This window comes from Candidatus Vondammii sp. HM_W22 (assembly GCF_022530855.2).
GTDB lineage: Bacteria > Pseudomonadota > Gammaproteobacteria > Chromatiales > Chromatiaceae > Vondammii.
In genome coordinates this window covers 156,947-170,997 of sequence record NZ_CP099567.1, presented here as the reverse complement: position 1 = coordinate 170,997, position 14,051 = coordinate 156,947, and the positions used below count along the sequence as shown (strand labels likewise).

The window sequence follows — 14,051 nt, the reverse complement described above, 5'->3', positions numbered from 1 at the left end:
GGAGTATTACCCCGGCTAAAATAAGCCCTGGGAAGCGCCTACCGGGATATTTTTAAATTGCATGACTACTTAATCATCGGCGGCGGCATCATCGGTATGCTGACCGCCCGCGAACTGCGCCTCTCCGGTGCCGGCGTCACACTGATTGATCGCCAGCAAACGGGAAGAGAGTCTTCCTGGGCCGGCGGCGGCATCGTCTCCCCTCTTTACCCCTGGCGATACACCGCCTCTGTTACCACACTCGCACAGTGGAGCCAGGAAAACTATCAGGTACTCGCAGAGACGCTTGCATCTGACACAGGCATTGACCCAGAGTGGACCCAGAACGGGCTGTTGATCGTCAGCCAGGATGAAGAAAAGCAGGCCGCTGAATGGGCCGAACATACCGGTAACCGCATTGAAATCATCGATAGCGAACAGGTTCATTATGGTGAACCGGAGATGCACAGACCACCAGAGAGCGCCATCTTAATGCCCAATGTGGCGCAGGTGCGCAATCCAAGACTGGTAAAAGCGCTTCGTCAGGATATTGAACAGCGCGGTGTCGACATCAGGGAGGGAACCCAGGTGATGGAGATCCAATCCCGCAAGGGATATGTTACCAGTGTCGTTACCAACCAGGGCACACTGCAGGCTGATAGCATTATCGTCTGCGCCGGCGCCTGGAGCAGAGAGCTGTTAAGCGGGTTTGCCTCTGCCCCGGATGTAAAACCGGTCTGCGGTCAGATGATTATTTTCAAAACACCACCCAACCTGATCAACCGTATTACTCTTGAGCAAGACCGCTATATCATTCCCCGTCGTGATGGATACACACTCTTTGGCAGCTCTCTTGAGCACACAGGCTTCAACAAGCAGATCACGGAAGAGGTAAAACGAGAACTCTACACGATCGCCACCAGCCGGTTTCCAGCCTTGGAGCAGTTCTCCATCGCCCATCATTGGGCAGGCTTGAGGCCCGGCTCGCCCAGAGGAATTCCTTATATCGGCCAGCATCCTGAAGTTGAGGGGCTCTATATCAATGCTGGCCACTATCGGAATGGCGTGGTACTCGGTCCAGCCTCGGCGCGATTGATGGCCGATACAGTGCTGGGACGAACGCCCATCATCGTTCCTGAGCCCTACTCACTGACAGCACAACGCACCAAATAGACGCAGCCGATAAATTTTGCTTATAATTGACCTATGAGCGAATTAAGCAGAACATTAGATGAAACAAAACAGAGCATGACAAAGCTCTTGCGCAGCCACGGTATCACACCAACCATTCAACGGGTGAAAATCGCATCCGCTATTCTGGCCCGGCCTCAACACTTGTCTGCCGAAGATGCGATGCAGCTGTCCAATGAAAGCGGGAAAACGGTCTCTAAAGCTACCGTTTACAACACCCTTGGCCTGTTCGCCCGTAAGGGTTTGATTCGGGAGTTGATTGTCGATCCGTCCCGTACTTTTTACGACTCATCCACCCATTCCCACCACCACTTCTATAACCCTGAGACCCAGGAACTGAGCGATATCGATGAAGAGCTGATACAGATCAGCCTGCCGGAAAATCTGCCGGAAAACACCGAAATCGACAGCATTGAGGTGGTGGTCCATCTCCGCGGCAAAACCAGCCACTAGTCGCTGGTTGTACCCAATTACACATTTCTTTATACTCGCTATCGTCAATTTCAGGCCGATGTAGCTCAGTTGGCAGAGCGATTCACTCGTAATGAATAGGTCTGCGGTTCGATTCCGCACATCGGCTCCATTCCCCCCGCCCACTCCACCTTCTTTCCAGGCATTTTAGAAACTTATCAAATAATTATTCCATTCAGGATGAAAATAATCCTAAAGCTTTTCTACCCAATAACCGATAAGATAAGCTCCTTGAAAAATAAATAATTGACAAAGCAGCGCCTCTCCCGCCCTAGAGCACTTCCCGTGGTGCAAACCGATAGCGAATCAAACGTCCTGATGGAAAAGCTGACTGCAGATTTGGCAGAATTTCGCAGCCGGGGCGACCATCTACTCGATACCATCACCGGCTTTGAAAAAAATCCTCCGGGAATTGCCCACCCCGATGAAAACCTTAGCCCTCTCAGCCGGATAATATCCCAACTGGCGTCGCAAATGATTATGTCGGAGCTAGAGGAAGCGGAGGATGAAATCCAAAAAGAACTATTGATAAAAGTCGCCGAACTATGCTACACGCTGGAGTAACGTGATGAATGGTGTCAGAGGTTACCTGGCCTTCCGTTCTGATGCGGCATTCAAAGACCTGGACCTCTACTTCACTCGAACGAAATCGATGATTGAGTCTATTGCCGCCATGAAGGACGAACTGACACTAGGATAGGCAGACTCAATGGAGCAGATCAGCATACTTTACCAACAACATTAACAGCTGGTCCAGATCCATGGCAACAACGGATAGCAGACTGATGCCTGGCTGGTAAAAGAAGATATAGAATCCCTGCTCAAGAAAATTGACAGCGCACCAGAAATGCTGGTTAAACGTCAGGAAGCCGCCATTGCAGAGACTGGTCAGGCGCTGACTGATACGCCAGAGCAAACGATACAGCCGGGGAGAATATCAATGATTACAGGCCTGTTAATTGATACCTTACTGACATGAATGATTATCCGGCCACTCGTTACCGACTCCATTCAGGTATTAAGTGATGAGGCAAGAAGTGCAGCCGAAATGACCGGCAAGGTGGAACAGGGTAATGAAGAGATTGGCTCAGTCCTGAATGTCATCAAGAGCTGCACAAAATCATAAAAAACATCGTCTCGTTAAAAAAAATCCGGAGAAGGTGGTGAGGCAGAGCAAGTCTTTGCCCGTGCCGATGACCTCTCACCACAGATTATCAATCTGCTGGATCATGTCGAACAAAAGGTAGCTTGATACGAAAATGATCCGGTGCGGTTTCAGCCTGATAATGAGTGAAATTTTCAGGCCTTCCTCCGCTCCAATACTTCAGAATTGAAACGGGACCACTCATCCTCCTTATCGGATTAACAGGGTGTCCGGTTTTGGAGCCGCTGACAACAGCGCTTGCACCCAAGGTATAAAGTCTGTTTAGATGCGCCGCATTATGAGCATTCTTTTTGTTAATCGCCTAACTGTTATCGACTTCGCTTTCCTGCACCCGGAGCTGGGGCTTCTGGGAGAGAGTTGGCAGGTCGATATCGAGCTTGACGGCTCACTGGACCACCAGGGCATGGTGCTGGATTTTGGCGATGTAAAGCGGGGGGTGAAGCGCATTATCGATGACTGTTTCGATCACAGACTGCTGGTCCCGAGCAACTACCCCGGCTGCCGGATCAATCAGCAGAACAACCGCTCTGAGATTCTGTTCCGCCTGGCATCAGGTGAACTTCTACGCCACTGTGCGCCTAGTGACGCAACGCTGCCTATCGATACCGATCAAATCACCGAACAGACGGTGACCGATGCCATCATAACCAAGCTGCAGCCCAGCCTGCCGGACAATGTGGAGGCGATTCGCATTCGGCTTTACCCGGAAAATATTGACGGCCCCTGGTACCGCTACGGTCATGGACTCAAACATCATGCAGGAAACTGCCAGCGGATAGCCCACGGACACCGTTCACGAATTGAAATAGATAGGGATAACCAGCGAAATCCTGTGTTGGAGAGTGCATGGGCAAAACGCTGGAAGAATATCTATATCGGCACCCGAGCTGATCTGGTGGAAACATTTACCCGCAATGGCTCCCTCTGTTACCGCTTCAGTTATACCGCGAACCAGGGGTTGTTTGAGTTGGAACTGCCCCAATCCCATTGCAACCTAATCGACACAGACTCCACCGTGGAAAATCTGGCCCAGCATATTGCAGATGTCCTGAAAAAAGAAAACCCCGAATCAACATTCAGGGTAAGAACCTACGAAGGAGTGGATAAAGGGGCTGTTGGAGAGGCCTGAGACAACCAGCTTCTGACCCGATTTTTATTATCGATCAAACGCCAGACGTTGACCAAGCACAGCATCATTAACCCCACCCTCATGGTAAGCCATCCGGCCATTGACGATAGTGGCCACCACCCGGGAACGAAGCCGGTCACCCTCCAGCGGAGACCAGCCGCACTTATAGAGCGTATCGTCTCGCCTCACCCGGTAGGAACTGGAGAGATCCATCAATACCAGATCGGCCCAGTAACCTTCGCGCAGATAACCCCGATCAACGATATTAAACAGCCGTGCAGGCCCGTGACAGGTCTTTTCCACCAGTTGCTCCAGGGAGATCAGCTTATCCTGATAGAGCTCTAACACCATCGGCATTGCCCACTGCACCAACGGCAGACCGGCCGGGGATTTGAAATAGCTCTCCACCAGCTTCTCTTTCAGGGTATGGGGAGCATGATCGGTACCAATCACATCGATACGGTTATCCACCAGTGCCCGGCGAATGGCGTCTCTGTCTTCTCTGGTTTTGATCGCAGGATTGCACTTGATAAAGCTCCTCCTGTTCCCATAATCAGCTTCATCAAAATAGAGATGGTGGACACAGGCCTCAGCGGTAATCTGTTTTCCATCCAGAGGCCCCGCTTCAAACTGTTCCAGCTCCCTGGCCGTAGTGAGGTGCAGAACATGCAATCGTGTACCATGACGCCTAGCAAGTGCAATAGCCATAGAGGAAGATCGATAGCAGGCCTCTTCACTGCGAATGGCCGGATGAAATTTCATCGGTACATTCTCGCCATATTTTACCCGGTACTCCTGTTCATTTTTCAGGATCGTCGGGGTATCTTCACAGTGAGTGGCCACCAGCGTTGGCGCATCCTTGAAGATCGCCTCCAGCGTCTCTTCGCGGTCCACCAGCATATTTCCGGTGGAAGCCCCCATGAACACCTTGATACCACAAGCCTGCTTCGGGTCCAGCTGACGAATCACTTCGATATTGTCGTTGGTAGCCCCCAGATAAAAGCCAAAATTTGCCAATGACCGATCAGCTGCCAGAGCGTACTTGCTCTCCAGTGCCTCCAGGGTCACTGCCTGTGGGTTGGTGTTCGGCATCTCCATAAAACTGGTGATGCCGCCAACCACCGCAGCTCTGGATTCACTCCGTATATCCGCCTTGTGGGTCACGCCGGGCTCACGAAAATGAACCTGATCATCTATCATCCCCGGCATCAGTGTCATACCCTCGGCATCCAGCAGCTTTATCCTTCCTTTTGCTGGGATCTCAGTGGCGATCTGCTCAATACGCCCATTTCTGATCAACAAATCCCCCTCTATAATCTCTCCATCATTAATCATCTGGGCATTTTTGATCAAAATATTATTATTCATTTAGTCGTACTCTCTGTCTTTCCAGCATCTTACGGCAGTAAATATTTCCGCACCATGAATCAGGGGTTTGCCGGTATATCTCTCCGCCGCCGCCTTCACAGCCGGCACATCAGTGCGCATGAATGGATTAGTATCCAGTTCCATCTGCAGTGTTGAAGGGACGGTTGGCTCACCTCGGGAGCACATCTGCCCGACCACTTCCTCTCTCTGTTTGATAGCGTCACTATCCGGCTCAACCCATCGGGCAAACCCAATATTGGCACGGGTGTATTCATGGGCACAGTAAACCTGCGTATCGGGGGGAAGTGCCGCTATCCGCCGCAGTGAGTCATGCAGTTGCTCATAGGTTCCGCTGAAGACACGCCCGCACCCGCCAGCAAACAGGGTATCGCCACAAAACAGGGCACCTTCACCATAATAAGCGACATGGCCTTCTGTGTGCCCTGGCACATCGATCACCCGGAATTCCGAATCCAGAGCTGGAATTGAAACCCTATCGCCCTCTTTGACCTTAACGGTAACCCCGTTGATCGGCTCACTGGCGGGACCATATACGGGAATACCCGGCCAGGCGGCTTTCAGCCCGGCCAGACCGCCGGTATGGTCTCCGTGTTTATGGGTAATCAGCATCCCGGCGAGGGTCAGCCCATCCTGTTTCAATTTCTCCAGTACCGGGGCTTCATCCCCGGGATCAACCACCACAGCCATATCGTTATCGGGATTGCGCAGCAGCCAGATGTAATTGTCATCAAAGGCAAGTATAGGAGAGATCTGCAGCATAGCTCCTCCTGTCACTTACCGTAGAGCTCTTCAGGATCGATCAGTAGCTCTGTCACTACCTCTACCTTGTCGCCATTCACTTGATTGTAGAAGCAACTGCGACGGCCGGTATGGCAAGCAGGGCCTGTCTGATCGACAACCAGAAGAATCGTGTCACCATCACAATCAAATCGCATCTCTTTGAGCATCTGTATCTGTCCTGAAGACTCGCCTTTGCGCCAGAATTTCTGCCGGGACCGGGACCAGTAGCAGACCCGTCCTTTCTCAAGCGTCTCATCAATGGACTGACGGTTCATCCAGGCCATCATCAGCACCTCTCCAGTGTCGTATTGCTGGGAAATGGCTGGAACCAATCCATCACTGTTATAGGGCAGGCTATCCAGTACCTCTGACAACGGGAGGCTCTGGCCCAAGCTGAATTTTTCTGTCTGTTTCATGCTATTAAGATAGACCTTGTTAGATGTACTTGGCGCCTTATTTAAATAACACCATAGATAATGTTCACAAGAAGGGTATGGAGATACCCTCCTCCACCGAACTTTTTGGGGACTTGAGGCTAATGCCACTTTAGGCTGTTGGAGTGATATAGTCTCCCGTATCTCACAAAGGAATCAAGTTCGTGACAGAGATATCCAAAAAACTGAAAAAAGCAGGACTCAAAGTGACCCGGCCCAGACTCAGAATTATTGAGATTCTGGAGAACAACCGCGAACAGCACGCCAGCGCAGAAGATATCTATAAACTACTGTTAAAGCAGAAAGAGGATATCGGTGTCGCCACTGTTTACCGCGTTCTGACGCAGTGCGAGCAGGCAGGTCTGGTAAAGCGCCATCAATTTGAGGGAGGCCGCTCTGTGTTTGAAATTACCGAAGATGATCACCATGATCATATTGTCTGTGTGCGCTGCGGCCATGTGGAGGAGTTTCACGACGACACTATCGAGGCCAGGCAACAAAAGATAGCCGCCAAGGCAGGATTTGCCATGGAGGAGCACAGTATGGTTCTCTATGGTCTCTGCCCCAAGTGCCGAAAGCAGGCCAAATCCTGATGCGTATTTTCCGCATCGCCTTCATCAGTCACGAACCCTGTGCAGAGGCGGTCCGTCAGGCCGAGATATACGGCTTCATCGAAATTGAAGGATTGATCTTCGGTGAGACCACCTCAGCGGAAGAGCGGCTCTAGAGCGAATTCAGCGGCGTCAGTCGCACCCTGATTCCGATGCATTACATTATCCGTGCGCGTGAAGTCGAAAAACGGGGCAATGTGCAAAATCATGGAGCTGGATGGTAATGCCAACTTCACCCCCTTTCCCAGCGCCATCTACCCGCCCGGCAAGAAAACAGACCACTAATCTCTTTCATCAAAGCCGCATTGCGAAAAATCATTGTCCAGACGGCGACTGTGCCGCTATTAATGGTGCTCCCTGAAAAGTGAGGCACAGATGCACCTACCGCTGTTTTACACCCTCCTGCTACCCATTCTGCTGGTCACCGGCTGTACTCAGGAGCCAGATATAACGGATGGTGAGCAAAGCTCACCCCTTATCATCGCTGCAGAACAGGGTGATATGGCCCGGTTGGATGCACTGCTTTCTGGAGAGTCCCAAGTCGATATCAGGGATATCTGTCGCTGGACGCCATTGATGAAAGCTGCCCTGAATGGGCACACTCAGGCCACCAAACGCCTGCTTCAGGCAGGCGCCCGTCTGAACCTGGGAGATAAAGGTGGCTATACCGCCTTGATGCTGGCTGCATCCAATAATCACGCTGAGATTGTCAAACAGCTGGTACAACAGAGCGCCGACCTGAATATGCGTGAATCCACCCGGGGGTGGACGGCACTGATCTGGACGGCAAAGCGCGGGCACAGAGAGAGCGTCCAGGCACTGCTGGCGGGCGGCGCAAAATGCGATATTAAAGACTATCAGGGTAATACAGCGCTGGATTGGGCTAGTCGTAATGGCCATGGAGAGATAGTCTCACTACTGAATGCAGCATCTGGCCAGGAGACTGCACAACAATATTCATCTCCATCCCTGTTTTAACCGGATACCTGTTTAGGGAGCATCTGATCAATTCATGAATTGGATTCCTCTCATTACCTAGAATGTAAGTGATATATCCATCCGCATGCACTTCTGGCAGAAAAGTCCAGCCCCGCATGGAAAGTGGCAATTCAGTCACCTATGGCAAAAAACTGCCTGATGATCGAAAGCGATAAGGGTACTGTGGATAAGAGGCTGAACAGCAGTACAAAATAGCCGAAGAGTTTATGTCATAACTTGGGCTCGCAACTCCCGATACTGCCATACATTCCCACTAAATTGTCAGTGAGGAGTATCCATCGGATACCTGAATCTCTATTCCCGCAATATGAGAAGTGATTCTAGAGAGAAAAAACAGGCTAATATGACCCACATAAGGACACATTAAAGGAGCCTCGGATTAATTCCAGATCGGATGGATAACGAGTTGAAATCTTCTGGATCAAAGCGAAAATTGCCGATAATAGCGGGCTATTGCCAAGATTTTCAACGCAGAGCCGGGAGATTTCAGCCATCAAACACCGATTCATGAATTGATCAGAGACTCCTAAAGGAACGAAGTTCTCAATAACATTGTACAGAAGTTTTTGCGAGAGGGTATGGAGATGCCTCCTCCTCCCTAACCCACGGACTTTTGAGAACTGACCGCCCCTTCAGCCAACATCAGGAATTACATGTGAAATCGACCATAGAACAGATCATCAGAAATGCGCTAGAACCCACCCACCTGGAAGTAATTGACGAGAGTCACATGCACAGCGTACCGGAGGGTGCGCAATCCCACTTCAAGGTAACCGTGGTTAGCGAGGCATTTGAAGGTGAATCACTGATTAACAGGCACCGCCGGATCAACAGCCTGCTGAAACAGGCCTTCACCGGCGGTCTCCACGCCCTGGCACTGCACGCCATGACACCCGAAGAGTGGTTTAAAAAGAGCGGCAAATCGCCTGACTCCCCTGAATGTCTCGGTGGATCCAAGCAGACTTAAACCAAATGGGAAATCAGAAGCTGCTCAGAAGAATCATCAACTGGCTGCCACTTTCTGCCGTCAACGCCCGGTCGAAGAGCAAAAACGGGTAGGCGAAGAGAGTAGCCAGCTGGCAATCTACTGCTTTAAGAGCTGCCCTTACTGTTACAAAGCCGACCGGACCATCGCCCAACTTAAACTGAAAGTTGAATCTCGCGATATACACGCACCAGAAGCGCACTCACTCGAGCTTTTTCAGGATGGCGACAAACGGCAAGTTTCCAGCCTGAGAATACCGACCGGGGACAGCAAAGTGAAGTGGCTCTACGAATCTAACGACATAGTCAGCTATCTGAAACTGCGATTCCGGACAATCACTTGACCCAACCGCTTGCGCTCCTCTGTTTTTTCCTTACCTTCTTTGGGTGTGATCCCATACGGACTTGGGGGAACTTACCATTGGATTGACTGCTAGTGCATGATCTCGAATTGCCGGGTCAGTAGACCCTCTGCCAACGAAGTTCAGGCGGCAATAACCAGGAAGTAAAAGAGCTTCCATGACCGTCTGCTCGAATATTAAAAGCTATACCCGGCACCATGAACGTATTGCCAACCTATTCTCTCCACTTGCTGTGATTCTGTTTTTTGTCAGCATCTGGTTTGACATCAGCTTCCAACAGCAGATCATCGAATGGATGGGCATAAACATCATCCTCAACGGCTCCCTCACCATACTGGTCTTGGCTCATGATGTACCCTTTAATTTTTACATCAGCTCTTCCCGTATTTACCGAGGAGGAGGGGAACGCCTGCTTCGGCACTTTTTAGGAAGCATCGCCACGGGGGTCATCCCTGGATTCTGCCTTCAAAAGGCTGGCTCCACCACATAAAAAACACCGCTGAAGAGAGGCAGATGACCGGTAAAGCCCAAAGGAAATGGCAGTCATTTACCGCCGCTATTATGGTGAGCCTCCTGCTTGCCGATTGCGCGTCTATGGCCACTCAACAGCTGTCGGAATACCGTTCGGGCAGACGCATGACCGACCGCTCCAGGCGCTATCCCATGAGAGGCCGCTCATCTGTGGAAGTGAAGAAGGGGCATTTGAACAATTCGAGCCAGAAATTCGGACCATAGAAAGACACGAACTGGAGATGCTCTATACCTACGCTATAGGATAAAAAGCCGCAAAGGCGACTAGAGCGCCCTTGCAGACCTGCCAAAAGTTGAACTGCTTCTGCAACGAGTCATTGACCTGGAGCCAGAATACGACCAAGGCAGAGCGCAACTCTATCTGGGTGTGATGCGCTCGCAACTGCCCGCAGCCATTGGTGGAAAACCGGAAGCTGGCCGCAGACACTTCGAGTTAGCCATTCTATACTCCAAGAGCCGGGATCTGATGGCAAAGATTGGATATGCCCGCCAATATACCCGACTGATATTTGATCAGGAACTCCATGACCGCCTACTGAATGAAGTGCTAAAAGCAGACCCGAATGAGCCTGACTTGGTCCTGAGTAATATTCTGGCCCAGCAGGCGGCACAAGAACTGCTCACAGATGGCTATTTTTAGAAAGCTCTCAGCAAGTAGATACAGTGGAAAATTTAGGGCATCTTAATTAAAGTAATCGTATGCCATTGACCTATAGATCACCAGCCCCAGAAAACCGATGAAACGACAAAGCTTAGAAGCTAGGAGTTTTGAAAAATACCGAAAAAAGACCCGCAAGGAGCAGTTCTGGATGAGATGGAGAAAATCATCACCCGGAAGGAGCGCTTCATGATTCACCTGCCATGAGTAAGCTCGTCAGTATTGATCTGGGTAATGAGCCCGTACCGGATGAAACAACCATCTGCAATTTTTGCCATCTGATGGAAAGGAATAACCTTGGGGGATGAGCTGTTTCGCTTTGGTCAATGTTTACCTGACCGAGAATGATATGAAGCTCAACCGGGAACTCCTTATTGATGCCACGATAATCAATACACCAAGTTCAACGAACAACAAAGAGAAAAGCCATGATCCGGATATGCATCAAACCAGCAAAGGCAACCAATGGTACTTTGACATGAAGGCCCATATTGTTGTGGGCAGCAAAACCAAACTGATCCACTCAATTGCTGTGACACCGGCCAATATTCATGACTCGCAGGTATTGGAAGACCTGTTGCATGGAAACGAAACCCGCGTACGGGGAGATTCTGCCTATGCAGGACAGAAAGATAAACTGACCAAGCATGCGCCAAAGGCCAAAGATTTTACCCAGAAGAAAGCCTGTCGTAATCGACGATTAACTGGACAAGAGCCATCGGCAAATCGAGAATGCACGCCAGCAAACGCTTTTACCTGTGGCCACCTGAATTAGCTGAATGACCGTTTCTCTCTATGATTTGTCTTTCAGGACATTGGGCTCATTGGCTTGCAAATAGGCCAGTTCTTCATCAGTCAGTTCCACATCGTCGTAGCCTGTAATCATCGGCCTGACATGATGGATGAAGGAGTCGCCGGTTGTCAGCAGATAGACGTGGGCAATGACGAAGACCACAATAGCCATGGCGGCAATGGTGTGAATCAACGCAATATTCTCTAACCCAATGACGCCAAGAAAATTTCCCAGACCAAAGCTGATCAGCAGATAGGCGACCCCAGATATCCAGATGCCGGGGAAGATAACCGTTTTGACCAACAGGTAGGTCAGCGCCTGCAGTGGATTATGCTTGCGCCGGTAGGTTTTTATGTAGGGGTAGTGCTCTCCTTTGAAAATGCCATAGGCATAAAAGCGTGCGACTTTGGCAAAGTTTTCCACCGTGGGTATATAGTGTCGCCACTGCCCGGTGGTAAACAGCCAGAAAATTGCAAATGCCCAGATTGCCAGCAGTAGCAGGGCGGCCCAGGTATGCAGCGTTACGGCATCACCAAAATGGATAAAGCTGTAGAAACCGTGGATGGCGAAGCCGCTGAGGATCAGGGTGAAAACGAGTGCCATCTGACTCCAGTGCCAGAGACGTTCAAATCGCTTGAAAACTAGAATATTATGCATGGACATCAGTTTTTTCTCCTGCTTCTTGAGGCTAGTCCGCGTAGCCCGGCATGGCCTGTTACACCTGCAAGGGCACCAAAAATTGCCAGCAAGCCTAAGATATCAACCCATTCGTTACTCCCTGTTCCCGGCATATAGACTTTTTCTAGACGACTGAGCCGGCCATTTTTTGCATGGCACTGCCCACATTTCATGGCATCCTTCTTTGGGGCCACCATATGATTGACAGGCCAATAGGAGTAGGTTTCAACAAAGCCCCATTCACCGCTGTAAGGAATGTTGTTTTTCTTCATCCCCGCCTCAATGGCTTTACCAAAGTCGTAGTTGCCCCAGAGTGCATTCTCATCATTGCCCCAAAGATGCATGTAGGCCAGGGTGTTGTTTCCCTTGTCGTAAGGCTGGGTGGTGTGCATCCGTTTGAATGGATAGATGCGTGATCCCGGATCCTCGTGAGAACCGGTAAAACTATTTATGTCGATGGGCCCTTTTGATGGATCGAACTTGGTGTCGATGGTTGTATAGTTCATGGTGCCATCAAACCAGGCATACATTGGCTGGATATTCTCTCCGTAGGTGAAATTGCCTTTAATGGATTTGTAGGTGGCACGATGATGGCCATCGCCCTGAGTGTACTCTTTGAGTTTAAAACCTTCACCATCTTTGAGTTTACCCATGGTGCGCCAATCCCAGTCAACCTCTGTGGCGACGCCACCCCTGGCAATCTCAGGGATATGGCAGGTTTCGCAAGCAACCCGGTCGGTATGGCTATTGAGCTTGATGCCTGTTACCGTGTCCATTGGATGAGGTAATGCGCTGTGACAGCTTTCGCAGGAGGCAACTTTACGGGGCATGCCAGGTTTGCCGGTACCGACTTCATCATTGACCAGCATCTCATATCGGCTGCCAGCCCACTCATGGCCTTCCCCAACATGGCAGGTGATGCAGTCGAAATTTCCACCGGCCTTGCTCATGTGAACATCCACCTCTTTTGGCGGGTCGAACAGCGCGGATGAAAGATCACCATGCTTGACGTTATCGCCGCCACCGCCGTAGAAGTGGCACTTGCCGCAGTTATTACGGGTGGGCATGTCGACACTTTGGGCTACTTTTTCCCAAATAATCCCTGACTTACCCTCAAACATAATGGAGCAGGCTTTGTTGCCTTCTGAGGTCGGCGTTTTGTAATAGGTCCCGGTTGTCTCGTGGCAGATCAGGCAGTCGATGTTTTCCTGATTGGTAAAATCGAAGTCGGAATCTGTCATGTTATAACCGGCATGACACTGGGCGCACATGCCTTCATTGCCTCTGGCATTGGTGCAAAAGTTATTGATCAGAACGCTTTTCCCCAGATGCTGACCTGTTTTGGGGTGTTTGTAGTCCCAGGTCCAGTGCTTGTTTTTCATGAACTGGTGACCGGCATTGTTGTGGCACTCAAGACATACCTTGGTGACTTCAGGGCCACTGAAGAATGGCCCTTTCAGCTCTTTCAGTTTTGAATGATCAGTGGTGGATTTACTCTCTTCCCTCTCTCTTTTAGCGGCATGGGCCTGATCTGTGACCGTGTATTCGGATATGCCCAGTTCCACTACCGTTTCACCGCTGTGCTCCGCATAGATTGTTCCCGAAATAATTAAGCAGAAGGCACCTATGGCTATGCAGTAAAGCCTTTTTTGGGTTGTTCGGCTATTTGTGGCCGCAGCGTGTTTTTTTCTCATTCTAATATCGCTCCTTAATGTATGCCCCAGGTAAGCGCTGTTTTTGATGGCAGTATCTGTCTGAATTTGTTGGAGATAACCCGGATCGTAAAAAAGCCTCATTATCTCCCTGTATATCCATAGCAGTAATGATAATAATCAATTTAACTGAAGGGTGGATATTTATTGTTCAGTGGAAAGCGCGCACGCGGGAATTCCCCATA

22 protein-coding genes and 1 tRNA gene are annotated in these 14,051 nt (G+C 50.3%); 16 read left to right on the top strand and 7 right to left on the bottom strand.

Going from position 1 to position 14,051, the window contains the following annotated elements:
* Positions 1–57 precede the first annotated feature (57 nt).
* The 5 genes from thiO (at position 58) to MN084_RS00875 (ending at position 2,341) form a co-directional block, all read left to right on the top strand.
* A complete protein-coding gene (gene thiO / locus MN084_RS00895; protein ID WP_241085232.1) occupies positions 58–1,152 on the top strand; it encodes a glycine oxidase ThiO in 1,095 nt (364 codons plus the stop codon).
* A gap of 75 nt (positions 1,153–1,227) precedes the next feature.
* Positions 1,228–1,623, top strand: coding sequence for a Fur family transcriptional regulator (locus tag MN084_RS00890; protein ID WP_241085233.1), 396 nt, complete (start codon positions 1,228–1,230; stop codon positions 1,621–1,623).
* Positions 1,624–1,677: 54 nt separating this feature from the next.
* Positions 1,678–1,753, top strand: a tRNA-Thr gene (locus tag MN084_RS00885).
* 134 nt (positions 1,754–1,887) lie between these two features.
* Positions 1,888–2,205 carry a hypothetical protein gene (locus MN084_RS00880; RefSeq protein ID WP_241085234.1) on the top strand — a complete coding sequence of 106 codons (318 nt, stop codon included), beginning with the start codon at positions 1,888–1,890 and terminating at the stop codon, positions 2,203–2,205.
* A 4-nt stretch (positions 2,206–2,209) separates the two neighbouring features.
* A complete protein-coding gene (locus MN084_RS00875) occupies positions 2,210–2,341 on the top strand; it encodes a hypothetical protein (RefSeq protein ID WP_277400083.1) in 132 nt (43 codons plus the stop codon).
* A gap of 6 nt (positions 2,342–2,347) precedes the next feature.
* Here MN084_RS00875 and MN084_RS00870 read toward each other — a convergent pair whose 3' ends face one another.
* Positions 2,348–2,557 (bottom strand): hypothetical protein, encoded by a 210-nt coding sequence (locus MN084_RS00870; RefSeq protein ID WP_241085235.1) that lies wholly within the window; start codon positions 2,555–2,557, stop codon positions 2,348–2,350.
* Between the two features lie 526 nt (positions 2,558–3,083).
* On the opposite strand from MN084_RS00870, the gene MN084_RS00865 reads away from it, so the two are divergent.
* A complete protein-coding gene (locus tag MN084_RS00865) occupies positions 3,084–3,935 on the top strand; it encodes a 6-carboxytetrahydropterin synthase (protein WP_241085237.1) in 852 nt (283 codons plus the stop codon).
* Positions 3,936–3,962: 27 nt separating this feature from the next.
* On the opposite strand, the gene MN084_RS00860 is transcribed toward MN084_RS00865, so the two are convergent.
* From MN084_RS00860 to hisI, 3 genes are read right to left on the bottom strand one after another with little or no spacing between them, the layout of a single operon-like run.
* Positions 3,963–5,303: a dihydroorotase gene (locus MN084_RS00860; RefSeq protein WP_241085238.1), complete on the bottom strand. Its 1,341-nt coding sequence runs from the start codon at positions 5,301–5,303 to the stop codon at positions 3,963–3,965.
* Positions 5,304–6,098, bottom strand: a complete 795-nt coding sequence (gene gloB / locus MN084_RS00855) for a hydroxyacylglutathione hydrolase (RefSeq protein ID WP_330178261.1) — start codon at positions 6,096–6,098, stop codon at positions 5,304–5,306. It abuts the gene before it with no gap.
* A complete protein-coding gene (hisI, locus tag MN084_RS00850) occupies positions 6,095–6,520 on the bottom strand; it encodes a phosphoribosyl-AMP cyclohydrolase (RefSeq protein WP_241085240.1) in 426 nt (141 codons plus the stop codon). The genes gloB and hisI overlap by 4 nt, the downstream gene beginning before the upstream one ends.
* Before the next feature lie 182 nt (positions 6,521–6,702).
* Between hisI and fur the strand changes: the two genes are divergently transcribed.
* The 6 genes from fur (at position 6,703) to MN084_RS00825 (ending at position 9,476) form a co-directional block, all read left to right on the top strand.
* Complete coding sequence (gene fur, locus MN084_RS00845; RefSeq protein ID WP_241085241.1) at positions 6,703–7,131, top strand: ferric iron uptake transcriptional regulator; 429 nt, start codon at positions 6,703–6,705, stop codon at positions 7,129–7,131.
* On the top strand, positions 7,131–7,265 hold the full coding sequence (locus MN084_RS00840) for a DUF1820 family protein (RefSeq protein ID WP_320416340.1): 135 nt from the start codon (positions 7,131–7,133) through the stop codon (positions 7,263–7,265). Before fur ends, MN084_RS00840 begins: the two co-directional genes overlap by 1 nt.
* 36 nt (positions 7,266–7,301) lie before the next feature.
* On the top strand, positions 7,302–7,373 hold the full coding sequence (locus tag MN084_RS19040) for a hypothetical protein (RefSeq protein ID WP_320416383.1): 72 nt from the start codon (positions 7,302–7,304) through the stop codon (positions 7,371–7,373).
* A 151-nt stretch (positions 7,374–7,524) separates the two neighbouring features.
* Positions 7,525–8,127, top strand: coding sequence for an ankyrin repeat domain-containing protein (locus MN084_RS00835; protein ID WP_241085242.1), 603 nt, complete (start codon positions 7,525–7,527; stop codon positions 8,125–8,127).
* Between the two features lie 676 nt (positions 8,128–8,803).
* Positions 8,804–9,115, top strand: coding sequence for a BolA family protein (locus MN084_RS00830; RefSeq protein ID WP_241085243.1), 312 nt, complete (start codon positions 8,804–8,806; stop codon positions 9,113–9,115).
* Positions 9,096–9,476 carry a glutathione S-transferase N-terminal domain-containing protein gene (locus MN084_RS00825; RefSeq protein WP_241085244.1) on the top strand — a complete coding sequence of 127 codons (381 nt, stop codon included), beginning with the start codon at positions 9,096–9,098 and terminating at the stop codon, positions 9,474–9,476. Before MN084_RS00830 ends, MN084_RS00825 begins: the two co-directional genes overlap by 20 nt.
* A 232-nt stretch (positions 9,477–9,708) precedes the next feature.
* On the opposite strand, the gene MN084_RS00820 is transcribed toward MN084_RS00825, so the two are convergent.
* Positions 9,709–9,915 (bottom strand): hypothetical protein, encoded by a 207-nt coding sequence (locus tag MN084_RS00820; RefSeq protein ID WP_241085245.1) that lies wholly within the window; start codon positions 9,913–9,915, stop codon positions 9,709–9,711.
* Between the two features lie 92 nt (positions 9,916–10,007).
* Between MN084_RS00820 and MN084_RS00815 the strand changes: the two genes are divergently transcribed.
* The 4 genes from MN084_RS00815 to MN084_RS00805 all read left to right on the top strand — a co-directional run bounded on the left by MN084_RS00815 (position 10,008) and on the right by MN084_RS00805 (position 11,458).
* Positions 10,008–10,229 carry a hypothetical protein gene (locus MN084_RS00815; RefSeq protein WP_330178260.1) on the top strand — a complete coding sequence of 74 codons (222 nt, stop codon included), beginning with the start codon at positions 10,008–10,010 and terminating at the stop codon, positions 10,227–10,229.
* Positions 10,230–10,308: 79 nt separating this feature from the next.
* A complete protein-coding gene (locus tag MN084_RS00810) occupies positions 10,309–10,665 on the top strand; it encodes a TRAP transporter TatT component family protein (protein ID WP_277400206.1) in 357 nt (118 codons plus the stop codon).
* Between the two features lie 221 nt (positions 10,666–10,886).
* On the top strand, positions 10,887–10,991 hold the full coding sequence (locus MN084_RS19035) for a transposase (protein WP_241085247.1): 105 nt from the start codon (positions 10,887–10,889) through the stop codon (positions 10,989–10,991).
* Positions 10,988–11,458: a transposase gene (locus MN084_RS00805; protein WP_241085248.1), complete on the top strand. Its 471-nt coding sequence runs from the start codon at positions 10,988–10,990 to the stop codon at positions 11,456–11,458. Before MN084_RS19035 ends, MN084_RS00805 begins: the two co-directional genes overlap by 4 nt.
* Before the next feature lie 18 nt (positions 11,459–11,476).
* Here the strand turns inward: MN084_RS00805 and MN084_RS00800 are convergent, their stop codons facing one another.
* Positions 11,477–12,139: a cytochrome b/b6 domain-containing protein gene (locus tag MN084_RS00800; RefSeq protein WP_241085249.1), complete on the bottom strand. Its 663-nt coding sequence runs from the start codon at positions 12,137–12,139 to the stop codon at positions 11,477–11,479.
* Entirely contained in the window at positions 12,139–13,848 is a 1,710-nt protein-coding gene (locus tag MN084_RS00795; protein WP_241085250.1) for a tetrathionate reductase family octaheme c-type cytochrome, read from the bottom strand. The genes MN084_RS00800 and MN084_RS00795 overlap by 1 nt, the downstream gene beginning before the upstream one ends.
* Positions 13,849–14,051 lie beyond the last annotated feature (203 nt).